Origin of the sequence: Bradyrhizobium roseum (genome assembly GCF_030413175.1) — a bacterium.
Lineage (GTDB): Bacteria > Pseudomonadota > Alphaproteobacteria > Rhizobiales > Xanthobacteraceae > Bradyrhizobium > Bradyrhizobium roseum.
Genome location: NZ_CP129212.1, coordinates 2,927,243 through 2,942,067, shown reverse-complemented (window position 1 = coordinate 2,942,067; position 14,825 = coordinate 2,927,243). Strand labels below are relative to the sequence as shown.

Annotated in this window: 17 protein-coding genes and 1 tRNA gene; 7 read left to right on the top strand and 11 right to left on the bottom strand. The window is 62.2% G+C overall.

Annotated features, from left to right (window positions below; genetic code table 11):
* Positions 1 to 92 precede the first annotated feature (92 nt).
* The 3 genes from QUH67_RS13890 (at position 93) to QUH67_RS13880 (ending at position 2,688) form a co-directional block, all read left to right on the top strand.
* Positions 93 to 1,319, top strand: coding sequence for a CobW family GTP-binding protein (locus QUH67_RS13890; protein ID WP_300947254.1), 1,227 nt, complete (start codon positions 93 to 95; stop codon positions 1,317 to 1,319).
* Positions 1,320 to 1,331: 12 nt separating this feature from the next.
* Positions 1,332 to 2,312 carry a CobW family GTP-binding protein gene (locus QUH67_RS13885; RefSeq protein WP_300947253.1) on the top strand — a complete coding sequence of 327 codons (981 nt, stop codon included), beginning with the start codon at positions 1,332 to 1,334 and terminating at the stop codon, positions 2,310 to 2,312.
* A 91-nt stretch (positions 2,313 to 2,403) separates the two neighbouring features.
* Positions 2,404 to 2,688 (top strand): DUF433 domain-containing protein, encoded by a 285-nt coding sequence (locus tag QUH67_RS13880; protein ID WP_300947251.1) that lies wholly within the window; start codon positions 2,404 to 2,406, stop codon positions 2,686 to 2,688.
* A gap of 110 nt (positions 2,689 to 2,798) precedes the next feature.
* On the opposite strand, the gene QUH67_RS13875 is transcribed toward QUH67_RS13880, so the two are convergent.
* The 7 genes from QUH67_RS13875 to secE all read right to left on the bottom strand — a co-directional run bounded on the left by QUH67_RS13875 (position 2,799) and on the right by secE (position 7,836).
* Positions 2,799 to 3,302, bottom strand: coding sequence for a ferritin-like domain-containing protein (locus tag QUH67_RS13875; RefSeq protein ID WP_300947250.1), 504 nt, complete (start codon positions 3,300 to 3,302; stop codon positions 2,799 to 2,801).
* Positions 3,303 to 3,337: 35 nt separating this feature from the next.
* The gene (locus tag QUH67_RS13870) at positions 3,338 to 4,258 is read right to left on the bottom strand and encodes a 2Fe-2S iron-sulfur cluster-binding protein (RefSeq protein ID WP_300947248.1); all 921 of its coding nucleotides are present in this window, start codon (positions 4,256 to 4,258) and stop codon (positions 3,338 to 3,340) included.
* A 388-nt stretch (positions 4,259 to 4,646) separates the two neighbouring features.
* The gene (locus tag QUH67_RS13865) at positions 4,647 to 5,600 is read right to left on the bottom strand and encodes a 2-hydroxyacid dehydrogenase (protein WP_300947247.1); all 954 of its coding nucleotides are present in this window, start codon (positions 5,598 to 5,600) and stop codon (positions 4,647 to 4,649) included.
* Positions 5,601 to 5,715: 115 nt separating this feature from the next.
* Positions 5,716 to 6,408 (bottom strand): 50S ribosomal protein L1, encoded by a 693-nt coding sequence (gene rplA, locus QUH67_RS13860; protein WP_300947246.1) that lies wholly within the window; start codon positions 6,406 to 6,408, stop codon positions 5,716 to 5,718.
* 6 nt (positions 6,409 to 6,414) lie between these two features.
* Positions 6,415 to 6,843, bottom strand: coding sequence for a 50S ribosomal protein L11 (rplK, locus tag QUH67_RS13855; protein WP_300947244.1), 429 nt, complete (start codon positions 6,841 to 6,843; stop codon positions 6,415 to 6,417).
* A 250-nt stretch (positions 6,844 to 7,093) separates the two neighbouring features.
* The gene (gene nusG, locus QUH67_RS13850) at positions 7,094 to 7,624 is read right to left on the bottom strand and encodes a transcription termination/antitermination protein NusG (RefSeq protein ID WP_300948041.1); all 531 of its coding nucleotides are present in this window, start codon (positions 7,622 to 7,624) and stop codon (positions 7,094 to 7,096) included.
* Between the two features lie 20 nt (positions 7,625 to 7,644).
* Positions 7,645 to 7,836 (bottom strand): preprotein translocase subunit SecE, encoded by a 192-nt coding sequence (gene secE, locus QUH67_RS13845; protein WP_300947243.1) that lies wholly within the window; start codon positions 7,834 to 7,836, stop codon positions 7,645 to 7,647.
* Positions 7,837 to 8,211: 375 nt separating this feature from the next.
* On the opposite strand from secE, the gene QUH67_RS13840 reads away from it, so the two are divergent.
* Entirely contained in the window at positions 8,212 to 8,403 is a 192-nt protein-coding gene (locus tag QUH67_RS13840) for a hypothetical protein (RefSeq protein ID WP_300947242.1), read from the top strand.
* 210 nt (positions 8,404 to 8,613) lie between these two features.
* A complete protein-coding gene (locus QUH67_RS13835) occupies positions 8,614 to 9,834 on the top strand; it encodes an OpgC domain-containing protein (protein ID WP_300947241.1) in 1,221 nt (406 codons plus the stop codon).
* A 6-nt stretch (positions 9,835 to 9,840) separates the two neighbouring features.
* On the opposite strand, the gene QUH67_RS13830 is transcribed toward QUH67_RS13835, so the two are convergent.
* Positions 9,841 to 9,916 (bottom strand) — tRNA-Trp (locus QUH67_RS13830).
* A gap of 162 nt (positions 9,917 to 10,078) precedes the next feature.
* Between QUH67_RS13830 and QUH67_RS13825 the strand changes: the two genes are divergently transcribed.
* Positions 10,079 to 11,302, top strand: a complete 1,224-nt coding sequence (locus QUH67_RS13825) for a serine hydrolase domain-containing protein (RefSeq protein ID WP_300947239.1) — start codon at positions 10,079 to 10,081, stop codon at positions 11,300 to 11,302.
* Between the two features lie 74 nt (positions 11,303 to 11,376).
* On the opposite strand, the gene QUH67_RS13820 is transcribed toward QUH67_RS13825, so the two are convergent.
* Together QUH67_RS13820 and QUH67_RS13815 are read right to left on the bottom strand one after the other, a co-directional pair.
* Positions 11,377 to 12,144: an SDR family NAD(P)-dependent oxidoreductase gene (locus QUH67_RS13820; RefSeq protein WP_300947237.1), complete on the bottom strand. Its 768-nt coding sequence runs from the start codon at positions 12,142 to 12,144 to the stop codon at positions 11,377 to 11,379.
* 89 nt (positions 12,145 to 12,233) lie between these two features.
* Positions 12,234 to 12,944: a histidine phosphatase family protein gene (locus tag QUH67_RS13815; protein WP_300947229.1), complete on the bottom strand. Its 711-nt coding sequence runs from the start codon at positions 12,942 to 12,944 to the stop codon at positions 12,234 to 12,236.
* A 168-nt stretch (positions 12,945 to 13,112) separates the two neighbouring features.
* On the opposite strand from QUH67_RS13815, the gene QUH67_RS13810 reads away from it, so the two are divergent.
* Complete coding sequence (locus QUH67_RS13810) at positions 13,113 to 13,898, top strand: SDR family NAD(P)-dependent oxidoreductase (protein ID WP_300947228.1); 786 nt, start codon at positions 13,113 to 13,115, stop codon at positions 13,896 to 13,898.
* Between the two features lie 7 nt (positions 13,899 to 13,905).
* Here the strand turns inward: QUH67_RS13810 and QUH67_RS13805 are convergent, their stop codons facing one another.
* A complete protein-coding gene (locus QUH67_RS13805; RefSeq protein WP_300947227.1) occupies positions 13,906 to 14,817 on the bottom strand; it encodes a DMT family transporter in 912 nt (303 codons plus the stop codon).
* Positions 14,818 to 14,825 lie beyond the last annotated feature (8 nt).

Here is a 14,825-nt window from a genome sequence, read left to right as displayed (position 1 = left end):
CGACCACAAACCATCGTGATGGAGCTCCCAAGGCCATTGCGCGCGAAAACGTTACGTTATAACATTACGTATCAGCGCGATTTGGGCGAACGATGAAGATAGACCAGCCTATTCCTGTGACGATCCTCACGGGCTTCCTGGGCGCGGGGAAATCCACGCTGCTCAACGAGCTTCTGGCGAGCGAGGATTTCGCGGACACCGCGGTCATCATCAACGAGTTTGGCGACATCTCCATCGATCACGACCTGGTTCGCGTGAACAAGCGCGAACTGATGGTGACCACCACGGGATGCCTCTGCTGCACAGCTGGCAGCGACATCAGATCCTCCCTGTACGAACTTTACGACGCTCTGGAGGATCGCGCGGTCCCGCCGTTCAAGCGTGTGATTGTCGAGACGACGGGCCTTGCCGATCCGGCCCCCATCATCAACCAGATCACGCCAGGCGGGCTTCCCGCTGTCGGATTTCGGGATCATGTCGTGGCAAGATGCTTTCGACTGTCCGGCGTCGTCTGCGCCATCGACGTGAGCACCATCGAAGAGACCATGGAGCGGCACTTCGAATGCATGAAGCAGGTGGCGTTTGCGGATATTGTGGTGCTGACCAAGACGGATATTGCCGCAGGAGCCGCCGCGGCGGCCGATCTCTCCGGCCTGCTGCCGAAGATCCAACAGATCAACGCGGCCGCAGCGATCGTGGATCGTCACGGGACCAACTTCGATCTCGGATCGCTCTTTGCGCCGCGCCGCTACGTTCCCTCCGAGCAAGGGGCCGATGTTGAGGGGTGGTTGGCCCTGGAGCAGGCGCTGGCCCAACAAGGGCAGACGCACAACAATGCTTCAGGCAAAAGCCGCCATGCGGCGACCGGCATCCAGAGCCTGGCGTTGCTCGAAAGCCGGCCGGTATCGGAGCGAAATCTCGCCACCTTCATTGACCTTCTGAAGGTCGTGGGCGGTCCGCAATTGCTCCGTCTCAAGGGCCTTGTCGGACTTGAGGACGATCCGGAGCGGCCGCTCGTCGTGCACGGCGTTCAGCATGCGATCCACCAGTACCGGCTTCAGGCCTGGCCCTCGGACGATCGTCGCACACGAATGGTCGTCATCGCTCACGGACTTGACGAAGCGGTCGTCAGGAATCTGTTCGCGGCGATAACCGGCATTTCCCTGCGCGCAAAGGCGCAATTGGTGCTGACTATCGCAGGCCTCAGCCTTCTCGGCGCGGCGCTTGTCGCAGGGCTCCTGCTCACGTTGCACGACCATGCCACCGCGCAATTCCAATCAACCCCTGCCATTCAGAACCCAACGAACCACAAGCGCTGAAAAGGACAAAGTATGACCAGCGTCATCGCTCAAACGCCCGTTACCGTCCTCACCGGATATCTCGGTGCGGGAAAGACCACGTTGCTGAACCGGATCCTGACGGAAACACACGGCAAGCGCTACGCGGTCATCGTCAATGAATTCGGCGAGGTTGGCATCGACAACGATCTGATCGTCAATGCGGACGAAGAAATCTTCGAGATGAACAACGGGTGCATTTGCTGCACCGTGAGAGGCGACCTCATCAGGATTCTGGAAGGGCTCATGAAGCGTCGCGGCAAGTTCGACGGAATCATCGTGGAGACCACCGGGCTTGCCGATCCGGCCCCCGTGGCGCAAACCTTTCTCGTTGATGATGATGTCCGCCGCAACACGAAGCTGGATGCCATCGTCACGGTCATCGACGCAAAGCACCTGCTCGGAGAGATCGACCAGGCCCACGAAGCGCAGGAGCAGATCGCATTCGCCGACGTCGTCCTGCTCAACAAGACCGATCTGGCATCGGAGGCGGACCTCAAGCGCGTCGAAGCACGGATTCGCTCAATCAATCCCTATGCAACGATCCATCGCACCGAGCGCTGCGCGCTCGATCTCGAAAAAGTCCTGGATCGGAACGCGTTCGATCTCAACAGGGTCCTTGAGTTCGAGCCCGGCTTTCTGACGGAAGCTCACGACCATGAGCACGATAGCCACGTCAACAGCCTTTCATTGACGACGAATACGCCGCTCATTCCCGAGAAGTTCTTTCCCTGGATGCAGGAGATCGTTCGCCAGTTCGGAACCGATATTTTGCGGTTGAAGGGAATCATCCAATTCCAGGACGATCCCGATCGCTTCGTGATCCAGGGCGTCCACATGTTGCTCGAAGGAGACCATCAACGACCATGGAGGTCCGACGAGCCGAGAACGAGCCGTCTGGTCTTTATTGGGCGCGACTTGCCGCACGATGTCTTGAAGGCAGGCTTTGAGCAGTGTCAGGCTCCAAGTCACTGATTGCAGGAACCGGCAGGCATCGGATCACCGGAGTTGATCCGTTGCCACGTCGTGCCGCCAGCCATCTCAGATCCATTCGGACGCCAAACGCATGCCAAAGATCGCTCAACCTTTGGGCCGGATCCAAAAGGCCGGTTATTTTCAGGCAGTCCAGCAATTGAAGCTGCAAGCGCGGAGGCTTTTGGGCCTGTCGGATGACGTGACCGTCTCGGTCAGCGAGTTGAGCTGTCGAGAGCCGGGATGTCCCGATGTGGAAACCGTCATCGCGATCTTGAGAGCGGGTGAGACCCCAAGAATTGCAAGAGTTCATCGATCAATTCCGGACGTCACGCTCGATGACCTCAAGGCAGCGCTTGATCTGAAGCCTGGTACCTGAACCGCTTTCCGAGCGAGGGTTGGATCCGGCTTGAGTTCCCCGGCATTTTTCTACTTTGCATGGGGTTGTTTTCGCGATTTTGAGTCCGCGATCTCGCCTGGAAGCAGCCCTTAGTTCGACATGACGATCCCGCGCAGCGTCGCCTCAGTCGGGCCACCGTTGGTGCGCTCCTCCTCGATCCATTGATTGATCCAGGCCACGTGCTCGGCCTCTTCGGCGAAGAACTCTGCTGCCAGCACCCGGATCTCGGGATCATCGGTGCCGTCGTGAACCGATTTGTAAAACTCGTATCCGGCGGTTTCGCTGGCGAGCGCGACCTCGAGCGCTTCGTTCTTGGCCAGAAACGGATCGGCCGCCCAGATCGCGGCGGTTTCCGGGCTTTCAAGATCCGGCCACTTGTAGGCGTCGGGAAGCATCACGGGAATGTTGCGAAACCCGGCCCGTGCACGGGCGTCGCCCAGATGCATCCGCGAATAGTCCGACAATCGCCGGAACAGCGAGCCAACGTCCTTGTTGCCGTAGCTCTGCATGGCGTCAGCGAGCTGGTCGAAGCGCAACATCGCCTCTTCCTCCAGTTTGATGGCGTAGGCGAGAAACTCCTCGACGGAATTCATGGACCGGCTCCCCTTTACGATGACATGTCGCGGTTTCAGGAGATGGAAGCCTCGCCTGTCGGCAGCGGGTTCTTCTGCAGCCACTCCTCGCGTGTGATCCAGGCCTCGAGCACCTGCACATGCTCTGCTTCTTCCTGGAAAAATTCCTTGGCCGCCGCGCGAATGTCCTGATCCCGGGTGGTGCCGGCGATCGAATAATAGAATTCATATCCGCGCCGCTCGCCGACCAGTGCCGCCCGCAGCGCATCCAGACGGGAGAGCGACGGATCGCCAGCCCACAAGGCCGTGCGCTCGGGCGTCTCATGGTCGGGCCATGCGTAGTCGGGCGGAATGAATTTTGCGATGTCGGTCGACGCGGCGCGCTTTCGGGCTTCGGCGAGATGGAGCCGTGAGAAGCCCGCCAGCTGCTCGAACAGCTTCGCCACCTCGTGATTCCCGCAGGCTTCCATCGACTTCGACAGTTTATCGAAATGCAGCGCGGCGTCCTCCTCGACCTTGACGGCAAAGCCGTGGAATTCTTCCAGCGAAGCAATTTGCACGCCGCCCTTGTAGATCTTGGCGGCGGGCGTGAGATAGGGCGCCTGCGCCGGCAGCGTCTTGTCACCTTCGAAAGACACGATGATGTCTTCGTTTCGTACGAAGCACTGGCATGCGAGTCGATAACGCGGCGGCATGTCGTTGACCTCGGCCGCGACGATTTCCTCCTTCGTGATCTTGCCAAGCTGGCGCAGCATTTCCTTTTCTTTTTCGGTCAGTGCGATGCCGTGCTTGCGGTTTCCGGAGGCCAGATGCTTGACCTCGACAAGGCAGGAGCCGCATTCGCCGTCCTGGCAGTCGAACGGAATGGGAATCTTGTGAGCCTTGGCAACAGCCAGAATGGTGCCGCGGTCGCCGGCTATCGCATAGACGGTGATGTCCCGCGCCATGACGGGCGAAGAAAATGTAACGTTACTCATCGCATCCTCCTGTGTTGACGCGGCCTGTGGCTGTTTCTCGAAGTTGCGGCGAATAACGCCACGGCAAGTTGGTTCGCAGAAACGCCCATCAGGCCACCGTCAGGGTCGCCCGCCAACATCTCAGCAACTCGTGTGCCAATCTGGAAAAGCCTGTTGGGCTAGGCGGTTAACCGTTCGGAGGGTCGCCCGCCGATAAAAACGGATATGGACCGTGTGCGACTTTGTCGGACTTGCAACAGCTGGATCTGCCGTGTTTCGCTTGTCGATCAAATGAACCGGCAAGTCGGCAAGCCGTGCGGCCCGCCCGCGATCCAGCACGTCAAGCCATCCCTTGTTTAGCGATTTGTGTCGGGGGCTGCAGTAAACCGCTGAAGGGCCGCGGCGCGGATCAGCCGAGCGGCACCGCGTAAGGCAGCTTCTTGCCGGCAAAGAACGCGTCGAGATTGGCGATCACGCAGTCCTGCATCGCGACGTGCGATTCCAACGTATGGCCGCCGATGTGCGGCGACAGGACGACGTTGGGCAGCGCGGTCAGCGCGTCGGGCGCCTGCGGCTCCTTCGCGAACACGTCGAGGCCGGCGCCGGCGATGGTCTGGTCGGTCAGCGCCTTGACCAGCGCCTGCTGGTCGATCACCGAGCCGCGCGAAATGTTGACGACGTAGCCGTCCTTGCCGAGCCTGTTCAAGATATCGGCGTCGACGGCGTGGTTGGTATCGTCTCCCGCGCGCACCGCCACCATCAGGACGCTGCACCATTCAGCGAGCGCACCGAGCGTCGGAAAATAGCGATAGGGAACGTCGTGCCGGCTGCGGCTGAAATAGCCGACCTCGGTCTCGAACGCCGCGACGCGCGCCGCGATCTTGCGACCGATCTCGCCCATGCCGTAGACGCCGATCTTGCGGCCCAGCATGCCCGCCGGGGTGCGCATCATCGGCGAGGGCTTTGCGGCGGCCCAGCTGCCGCTCCGAACGTAATCGTCGGCCGGAAGCAGCCGCCGCGTCGCCGCCAGCATCAGGGTCACCGCAATGTCGGCAACGGAAGCCGCATTCGCCCCCGGACTGTGGCCGACAGCGATGTTGCGTGTTGCCGCAGCCGCCAGGTCGACGCCATCATAGCCGGTGCCGTAACAGACGATCGCGCCGAGTTTCGGCAGCAGGTCCATCATCTCGCCGCCAAGCGACCTGCCGCCGGCTGCGATCATCGCGCGCACATCCGCAAGCTGTTCGGCGGAAAAGACGTCGTTGGGCGGCTTGCCGGCGGCGTTCAGGATTTCGAACCGCTCGCCAAAACGTTCCAGCTGGGCCTTCGGGAAACGCGAATAGACCAGGACCTTCTCGGGCATTGTTCTTCTTTCTTCTCAACCGGCGCAGCGACGATTACGCAACCAACCGTCAAACGCAAAGGGCGGAACCGGTCGCCCGATTCCGCCCTGCAATATTCACGTAACGTGCCAGCAGCTAGCCGAGCAGCGTGCCCGGCTCGACCTTGACGCCCGGACCCATGGTGGAGGAGACCGCCACGCGCTGGATGTAGGTGCCCTTGGCGCCGGCAGGCTTGGCCTTCGACACCGCATCCGCGAGCGCCTTGACGTTCTGCACCAGCTTCTCTTCCGAGAACGAGGCCTTGCCGACGCCGGCCTGCACGATACCGGCCTTTTCGACGCGGAACTCGACCGAGCCGCCCTTGGCGCCCTTCACGGCGGTGGCGACGTCCATCGTCACGGTGCCGATCTTCGGGTTCGGCATCATGCCGCGCGGGCCGAGCACCTTACCGAGGCGGCCGACCAGCGGCATCATGTCCGGGGTGGCGATACAACGATCGAAATCGATGTTGCCGCCCTGCACCTTCTCGACCAGGTCTTCGGCCCCGACGACGTCAGCCCCTGCCGCCTTGGCTTCTTCCGCTTTGGCGCCGCGGGCGAACACGCCGACGCGCAGCGTGCGGCCGGTGCCGTTCGGCAGGTTGACCACGCCGCGGACCATCTGGTCGGCGTGGCGCGGATCGACGCCGAGATTGATCGCGATCTCGATCGTCTCGTCGAATTTCGACTTGGCGCGCTCCTTGACCATCTTGATGGCCTCATCGAGCGTGTAGAGCTTCTCGCGGTCGACACCCTCGCGGGCCTTGCTCAAACGTTTTCCGATTGCCATGACCCGTTACCCCGCAACTTCCAGACCCATCGAACGGGCGGAGCCCTCGACCATCTTCATGGCCGAATCGATGGAATCGCAATTGAGATCCTTCATCTTCTTCTCGGCGATCTCGCGCACCTGCGCGCGGGTCACCTGCCCGGCCTTGTCACGGCCCGGCGCTTTCGAACCGGACTGGATTTTTGCGGCCTGCTTCAGGAAGTGGGACATCGGCGGCGTCTTCAATTCGAAGGTGAAGGAACGGTCCGCATAGATGGTGATGATCACCGGGATCGGGGTGTTCTTTTCTTCCTTCTGCGTCTGCGCGTTGAACGCCTTGCAGAATTCCATGATGTTGAGACCGCGCTGACCAAGCGCGGGACCGATCGGGGGCGACGGATTCGCCGCGCCCGCCGGCACCTGCAATTTCAGGTATCCGGTCACTTTCTTTGCCATTTATCACTCCTGTTGTGCCGGCCGGGGCCGGCGGTTTCAGGGTCCGTGGTTCGGTTCAAGAGCGGTTGGCGACCGCCCTCTTCCTCCCACGGCCTCTCAAAGGCGTCGCCGCCTCCACTCTCGTCATGCCCGGGCTTGACCCGGGCATCCATCCCTCCTCGTAAAGTGCTTTGTTACGAAGCAGATGGATTGCCGGGTCATCTAGCGCGAAGACGCGCTTCGCGCTTTGGCCCGGCAATGACAGCATCGATCAGACCTTCTCGACCTGACCGAATTCCAGTTCGACAGGCGTGGCGCGGCCGAAGATCGACACCGCGACCTTCACGCGCGAACGCGCCTCGTCGATTTCTTCCACCACGCCGGAGAACGACGCGAACGGGCCATCGGCCACGCGGACGTTCTCACCGATCTCGAACGACACCGAGGCCTTCGGACGTTCAACGCCTTCCTGCACCTGGTGCAGGATCCGCATCGCCTCGGATTCGGAGATCGGCATCGGCTTGTTTTCAGCGCCGAGGAAGCCCGTCACCTTGGGCGTGTTCTTGATGAGGTGAAACGCCTCGTCGGTCAGCTTCATCTTCACCAGCACGTAGCCCGGGAAGAACTTGCGCTCCGCATCGATCTTGCGGCCGCGGCGCACCTCGGTGACCTTCTCCGTCGGCACCAGCACCTGCTCGAACAGGTCCTCGAGACCGCGCTGCTTCGCCTGTTCCTTGATCGATTCCGAAACCTTCTTTTCGAAATTCGAATAGGCGTGAACGATATACCAGCGCTTGTCCATGGATTGGGTTCCGATGCTCATCAGTGGACGCCCAGCAGGAAGGTGACGATGTAGCGGATGATCAGATCCGAGATGAAAAAGAAGATCGAGGCCAGTGCGACCATCACGAACACCATGATCGTGGTGATCGTCGTCTCGCGGCGCGTCGGCCAGGTGACCTTGGCGGTCTCCGAGCGCACTTCCTGAAGGAATTTGAACGGGCTGAAAGCCATCGTTGGTTACCGCGTCCTTGGTGAGACGATTGTGATTTAAGCTAAACCGAACAAGCCCTCTCGCGCCCAGCCCTCTCTCGAAGGTTGAGCGCCAAGCGGGCTCGATTGTTCGGGGGAATTCAAAGCCGCGCCGGATATCCGCGATAAGCGGGCCGGCTGCAGGTGGGCGGGTATCTACTGCCCGGCGGGCAAAAGGTCAAGGTACGGGGTGCCGCGGCCGCCCGATCCGGACCCTTTTGCCGACGCCCCTGCCCGAAACGCCCCCCGCCATTGGTTAATCCCCGGTAGTCCCATTACTCAAATGTTCGTATCCCCACGATCCCGATCTTAAAAGCTGTTGGCTAGTCTGGGGGCACCATAGGGAGCAAGAGAACCATGGCCCGGCTGCATTCAGGCCAAGACCAGGAAAGATTTTCGGGCGAGACGGCCTGGACCGTTCTCGACGCGGCGAACGACCTCGGCGACAGCATGACGGTCGATGCGTGCCGGCGGGTGATCGACGCCGATCTGCGGGGCGAAGCCCCCGCCCGGTCGGACGTTGCCGTCCTCAACGCATTCTTCGCATAGGGCTCCGGCAAAACGCCAAAAAGCCAGCCCAAGCCATTGACCAGGCGGTCATTTTGCACGCCGGCCCAGCCAAACGCGTTTGCGGGCCACGCCGCCCCCCTGGATTTCCAAAGCCGTTCACGAAATTGACCTCGCTCAAATGGCCGGGTCGCCCGCCCCCTAACGTTCCCCAGCGTGCCTTGGTGGCACGTCGAATCCGGGCTGGGATGAATGCGGGTCGCGCTTGCACTGCCACCGTCGACGCGGGATTTGCGGCTGGACCTGTTCCGGGGCCTCGCCAACTGGCTGATGTTCCTTGGCCATGTCTCCACCAGCGTCCTGGCCTGGTTCTCGTTCCGGAACTACGGTTTCAGCGATGGCGCCGATCTGTTTGTGTTCATTTCCGGCTACACCTCGGCCCTGGTGTTCGGCCGGCGCATGCTCGAGCGCGGTTTTGTGTTCGGAACGACGCGGCTGCTGCGCCGGGTCTGGCAGATCTATTGCGCCCACATCCTGCTGTTCGTGATCTATCTGGCTTCCGTCCATTTCCTGGCCGGCCGCTTCAACGCGCCCGGCCTCATCGACCGTTTCAATGTCGCGCCGCTGTTGAACGCACCGGTCGAAACCATCATCCAGGGGCTGTTGCTCCGCTACAAGCCGCTGAACCTCGACGTGCTGCCGCTCTATGTCGTGCTGATGGGCGCTTTTGCGCCGGTGCTCTGGCTGATGCTGAGATACCCCAACTGGGTCATGCTGGGATCCGCCTTGCTGTATCTCAACGCCCGGCAATTCGGCTGGAACCTGCCCTCTTATCCGTCGGGCGTCTGGTACTTCAATCCGTTCACCTGGCAGCTTCTGTTCATGCTCGGCGCGTGGCTGGCGCTCGGTGGAGCGACGACGATGCATTTCCTGGTGCGCTCAAGGACGGTCCTCGTTATCGGGCTGGTCTATTTGCTGTTCGCCGCCGTCATGACGCTGGCCGGGCAGTTGCCGCAGCTTCAGACCGCACTGCCGCGCGCCCTGTTTGAAGCCTTCAACCCAAACGACAAGACCAACCTGGCCCCCTACCGCTTCCTGCACCTCGCCATCGTCATCATTTTGGGCGCGCGATTCATCCCGATCGATGCCCCGGGGCTGCGGGCCGCCGTCTGGAAGCCGCTGATCAAATGCGGCCAGCAATCGCTCGAGGTGTTTACCGTCGGCATCTACCTCGCATTCATTGGCTATTTTATCCTGACGACGACCTCCAACAGCATCGCCGCACAATTGCTCGCTGGAATCACCGGCATCACCATCATGACGGCCGTCGCCTACTATCGGTCCTGGTCGAAGCGGGTCGAAAAGCAGCCGCATGCCCACGCCGGTCCGCCGGCCGCGGACCAATCCGACGGATCGCAGCCCGGCGTCCAGCAAGACCGCCGGCCATCGTCGAAATTGAACTTAAGTGCTTGATTTAGCTGGCAGGAGTGGCAGGGCTCGAACCTGCGACCCCCGGTTTTGGAGACCGGTGCTCTACCAATTGAGCTACACTCCTGCAGGGAACCGGCGCATGCGTCGGTTCGCGCCGTTTCAAGCATAGGGCATACCCCGATTGCAAGGGCGAAGCAGCTTGCGGCCTATCCAAAGCACGCCTTCTGCGCCAGACTTGGGTTTCACGAACAACACGACCAGAACAACAAGAGCATCGGGAGAGACCATGAACGCCCAGACCGCCGCCCGGCAGACGTCCGCCCCCCAGACCCCCTCTCTCCCCACGGCCAAGCCCGAATCGATCGGGCTTTCGGGCGCCCGCCTGCAGCTTATGTCGGACGCCTTCAAGCGCGAGGTCGACAAGGGCACCCTGCCCGGCGCCACCGTGCTGGTGGCGCGGCGCGGCCAGATCGGCTGGTTCGACGCCATCGGCCGGCAAAGCCCGGCCGCCAGCGCGCCGATGGCGCATGACAGCCTTTTTCGCATTTTTTCGATGACCAAGCCGATCGTCTCGGTCGGCATCATGATGCTGGTCGAGGACGGTCACTTCGTGCTCGGCGATCCCGTCGCCAAATTCATTCCGGAGTTCGCCGACCAGAAGGTCGGCGTCGAGAACGACGGCAAGCTCGACCTCGTCCCCATCAAGCGGCCCATGACCGTTCAGGACCTGCTGCGGCACACCTCGGGGCTCACCTACGACCACACCGGCAACGGCCCGGTGCAGAAAATCTATCAGGAGTCGCGGCTGCGCAGCCGCAAGATCACCAATGCCGAGCACGCCACCCTGATCGCCGGCATGCCGCTGATGTGCCAGCCCGGTGCGGAATGGAACTACAGCCGCTCGACCGACGTGCTCGGCCGCATCATCGAGGTTGTGTCCGGCCAATCGCTCGGCGCCTTCCTGACCGAACGCATTTTGGCGCCGCTACAGATGGCCGAAACCGCCTTCCACACCCCGGAAACCAATGCGGGCCGTCTCGCCGAACCGTTCGCGACTGATCCGTGGAACGGCGACAAGGTGCAACTCTTCAATATGCTGGAAAAACCCGCGATGGAATCCGGCGGCGGCGGACTGGTCTCGACCACCATGGACTATGCGCGCTTCTCGCAGATGCTGCTCAACGGCGGCACGCTCGACGGCAACAGGATCATCGGCCGCAAGACGCTGGAACTGATGGCCTCGGATCATCTCACCGCCGGCGTCAAGGTCGACTCGCCGCTGATGCCGCCCGGCCACGGGTTTGGCCTCGGCTTTGCCGTTCGCACCCACCGCGGCGTGGCACCTTTCCCGGGCTCGCCCGGCCAGTTCTTCTGGAGCGGCATGGCCGGCACGTTCTTCTTCATCGATCCTGCGGAAGACCTGTTCACCGTGTTCATGATGCAGGGTCCCGGCCAGCGCGAATACATCCGGAATTTGCTGCGGGACCTGGTCTACGCGGCGGTGGAGTGAGCCGACGCCACACGCCTCTCTCCTCGTCATGCCCGGGCTTGTCCCGGGCATGACGACGATCTAACTGCGACGCCTCAGCTGATCGTCGCCCCGCCATCGATCACAATCGTCTGACCGGTCATGAAATCGCCGGCCTTCGATCCCATCAGCACCGCGGCGCCGGCGATCTCATCGGGAATACCGATGCGCAGCAACGGCGAGCGCGCCGTGGAGGCCTTCAGCGTCTCCGGATTGTCCCACAGCGCCTTCGCAAAGTCGGTCTTGATCAGGCCGGGCGCGATGCAATTCACGCGGATGTTGTGCTTGCCATATTCGCAGGCCAGATTGCGCGCGAGCTGCATGTCGGCGGCCTTGGAGATCGCGTAAGCACCGAGCACCGTCGAGCCCTTGAGGCCGCCGATCGAGGACACGATCACGATCGAGCCGTCCTTGCGCTCGATCATCTGCGGCACCACCATGTTGATCAGCCAGTTGTTGGCGACGATGTTGTTGTCGAGAATCTTGCGGAACTGATCGTCCGAAATGCCGCCGAGCGGGCCGTAATAGGGATTGGACGCGGCATTGCAGACCAGCACGTCGATCTTGCCGAAGGCGCGGTTGGATTCGTCAACCAGGTGCTGCAGGTTTTCCTTGCTCGAGATATTCGCGGCGATCGAGACTGCGGTGCCCTTGCCGAACTTGTCGTTGATCTCCTTGGTGACCTCATCGCAGACGTCCTGCTTGCGCGAAGAGATCACGACCTTGGCGCCGTGCTCGGCCATCCGCTCGGCGATGGCGCGGCCGATGCCGCGCGTGGAGCCGGTGATGACGGCGACTTTTCCGGTCATGTCGAACAAGCTCATGTCTCTCTCCCCGATGTTGATCCGGCGCGATGCCGGCTTTGTCTTTGAATGGAGCTAAGCAGCCTTTGCGGCCGTCGACAACTCGCGGCTTACGCGAGTTTCGTTTCCGGCGGCGAAACCTCCGGTCCGGCCGGCTGATGCATCGCGTTGTGCGAAGCGTCCGCGATCCAGGGCTGCTGGTTGACCATCGGCAGCCGCCATCCGGTATAGCTGGCGCTCGCGATGTGATCGAGCCGCGTCACCGAGCAATTGTCGATGTCGAAGGCGAGGCCCTTGTCCGGCTGGCCGCCGAGCGCGAGCGCGATGGCAGCCCTGATGGTGCCGCCATGCGCGACGGCGATGATCTCCCTGCCCGCCTGCGCGGTGGTGATCTGTTCGATGGCGCCGCAGACGCGGCGATAGAGGTCCATGAAACTCTCGCCGCCGGGCGCGGGTTCGTCGATCCCGGTGAGCCAGTGGGTGCCGACCGGCAGGCTGGCGTAAAACGCCGCGCGGTTCATGCCCTGCAATTCACCGAGATGCTGTTCGGCGAACGCGTTGACATGCGGCATATCGGACGGTTTGGGATAGCCGGCGGCCCAGATTGCCTGCGCGGTCTGATGCGTGCGCTGCAGGTTGCTTGCGTACCAGACCGCGTTGCGCGGCAGAATTTTTCCGACCGCATCGAACACCACACGGTCGCTGGTGTCGCAGGCCAGATCCTTCTGTCCGTAGATGCAACCGGCGTCTTCGCGGACCGGCGCGTGGCGGATCCACCACCATCGCGTCGTCACCACCTGCGGTTTGTCTGCATTGGACATCGGCAAAACCCTTCAATACTGTTCATTGTCGCTGTACGTCAGAGCAAGCAACGTCTCAAGCCACTTTGCCAGCCAAAGATTTGGGCGTTGTTCTCGGGCGTTTGAAATCTTGTTTGAATTCCGCAAGGCGGCAGACGCCGACGCGCAAAATATCAGAGGGAGAAACCCATGGGCCGCCTCGAAGGCAAATCCGTCGTCATCACCGGAGCCGGCAGCGGCATTGGGCGAGCCGCATCGGTGCTGTTCGCCAAAGAGGGCGCGAAACTGATCATCGTCGACAAGACCGATGGCGTGAAGGAAACCGCCAAACTCGTCAGCGATGCCGGCGGCACCGTCGAGGCCGTAATGGCGGATGCGGGTTCCGAGAGCGACGTCAAGGCCTTCATCGACAAGGCGGTTGCGAAATACGGCCGGCTCGATGCGATCTGGGCCAATGCCGGCGTCAGCGGCGGGCTGGTGCCGCTCGCCGAGCAGACCGTCGAACACTGGCAGGAAGTGTTGCGCGTCAATTTGATCGGGCCGTTCCTCGCCATCAAGCACTCGATGCCGCACATGATCAAACAAAAATCCGGCTCGATCGTCTGCACCGCTTCCGTCGCGGGCCTGAAGGCCGGCGCCAGCGGCCATCCCTATGGCGCCAGCAAGGCCGGCGTCATCAGCCTGGTGCAGACCACCGCCTACTCGCTGTCCGGCACCGGCGTGCGTATCAACGCGGTGTGCCCGGGCCTGATCGAGACCGGCATGACCAAGCCGGTGTTCGACCGCGCCAAGGAGCGCGGCACCGCCGACAAGATCGGCCAGCTCAATCCGCTGAAGCGCGCCGGCCAGCCGCATGAACTGGCGGCGATGGGATTGTTCCTTGCGAGCGACGACGCGTCCTATGTCAACGGCCAGGCGATTCCGGTCGACGGTGGCCTCACCGCCTCGATGCCGTATGCTGGCAAGCCTATTTGATCGACGATCACAACCCGTCGGGCGGCAGGCCAGAGCTCTCCGCTGCCAGCGCGCGGTGGCGGATGCGCTCGCGGTAGAACGCATAGAGGCCGGAGGCTACGATGATGGACGCGCCCAGCACCATCATCGCGTCGGGCACGTCGCCGAACACGAGATAGCCCAGCAGCATTGCCCAAAGCAGCGCGGAATAGCGGAACGGCGCGACCGCCGAGATGTCGCCGGTGCGCAGCGCGCTGATGATGCACTGGTATCCGATCAGGAGCAGCACCGAGGTGAACGCCAGCAGGCCGAGCGCGTGCGTCGAGGGCGGCGTCCAGCCACCGAGCGGAATGAAGATGAGACCGCCCGCCGAGGTCACGGTAATCGTCGTCAGCAAGGTGATGAACAGCGATGGAATGTGCGCGGGAATCCTTCGCGTCGCGAGATCGCGCAACGCGCAGAACGCCACGGATAGAAGCGCGAGCAAAGCAAACTGGTTGAAGCCGACAAGCCCCGGCCGCACGATGATGAGTACGCCGACGAAGCCGGCGCCGATCGCAGACCAGCGGCGCCAGCCGACCGGCTCGCCAAAGATCAGCGCGGCGCCGAGCGTGATCGCAAGCGGCAGCGCCTGAAAAATCGCGGAAGTATTGGCGAGCGGCAGGTGAACCAGCGCCGCCATAAATGAGATGGTGCCGCCGATCTCGCCGCAGACGCGCAGCGCAACGGGCTTGAGCATCAGCGTGCGCAGCGGACGCAACGCCCCCTGATACCAGGCAAAGGCCGCGACCAGCAGGATCGCGAAAATGCCGCGAACCAGCATCACCTGGCCAAAATTCATTTCCGACGTCACAGACTTGGTGATGCTGTCGTTCGTCGTGAAGGCCGCCATGGCGACGGCCATCAGCAGGCTGCCGCGGATATTCGGGGAGAGAGCCAAGGAACGGC

Excerpts from the sequence above, each read along its gene's own strand:
- QUH67_RS13890 (WP_300947254.1), top strand. The coding sequence starts at position 93 with ATGAAGATAGACCAGCCTATTCCTGTGACGATCCTCACGGGCTTCCTG.
- QUH67_RS13885 (WP_300947253.1), top strand. The coding sequence starts at position 1,332 with ATGACCAGCGTCATCGCTCAAACGCCCGTTACCGTCCTCACCGGATAT.
- QUH67_RS13880 (WP_300947251.1), top strand. The coding sequence starts at position 2,404 with ATGCCAAAGATCGCTCAACCTTTGGGCCGGATCCAAAAGGCCGGTTAT.
- QUH67_RS13875 (WP_300947250.1), bottom strand. The coding sequence starts at position 3,302 with ATGAATTCCGTCGAGGAGTTTCTCGCCTACGCCATCAAACTGGAGGAA.
- QUH67_RS13870 (WP_300947248.1), bottom strand. The coding sequence starts at position 4,258 with ATGAGTAACGTTACATTTTCTTCGCCCGTCATGGCGCGGGACATCACC.
- QUH67_RS13865 (WP_300947247.1), bottom strand. The coding sequence starts at position 5,600 with ATGCCCGAGAAGGTCCTGGTCTATTCGCGTTTCCCGAAGGCCCAGCTG.
- rplA (WP_300947246.1), bottom strand. The coding sequence starts at position 6,408 with ATGGCAATCGGAAAACGTTTGAGCAAGGCCCGCGAGGGTGTCGACCGC.
- rplK (WP_300947244.1), bottom strand. The coding sequence starts at position 6,843 with ATGGCAAAGAAAGTGACCGGATACCTGAAATTGCAGGTGCCGGCGGGC.
- nusG (WP_300948041.1), bottom strand. The coding sequence starts at position 7,624 with ATGGACAAGCGCTGGTATATCGTTCACGCCTATTCGAATTTCGAAAAG.
- secE (WP_300947243.1), bottom strand. The coding sequence starts at position 7,836 with ATGGCTTTCAGCCCGTTCAAATTCCTTCAGGAAGTGCGCTCGGAGACC.
- QUH67_RS13840 (WP_300947242.1), top strand. The coding sequence starts at position 8,212 with ATGGCCCGGCTGCATTCAGGCCAAGACCAGGAAAGATTTTCGGGCGAG.
- QUH67_RS13835 (WP_300947241.1), top strand. The coding sequence starts at position 8,614 with ATGCGGGTCGCGCTTGCACTGCCACCGTCGACGCGGGATTTGCGGCTG.
- QUH67_RS13825 (WP_300947239.1), top strand. The coding sequence starts at position 10,079 with ATGAACGCCCAGACCGCCGCCCGGCAGACGTCCGCCCCCCAGACCCCC.
- QUH67_RS13820 (WP_300947237.1), bottom strand. The coding sequence starts at position 12,144 with ATGAGCTTGTTCGACATGACCGGAAAAGTCGCCGTCATCACCGGCTCC.
- QUH67_RS13815 (WP_300947229.1), bottom strand. The coding sequence starts at position 12,944 with ATGTCCAATGCAGACAAACCGCAGGTGGTGACGACGCGATGGTGGTGG.
- QUH67_RS13810 (WP_300947228.1), top strand. The coding sequence starts at position 13,113 with ATGGGCCGCCTCGAAGGCAAATCCGTCGTCATCACCGGAGCCGGCAGC.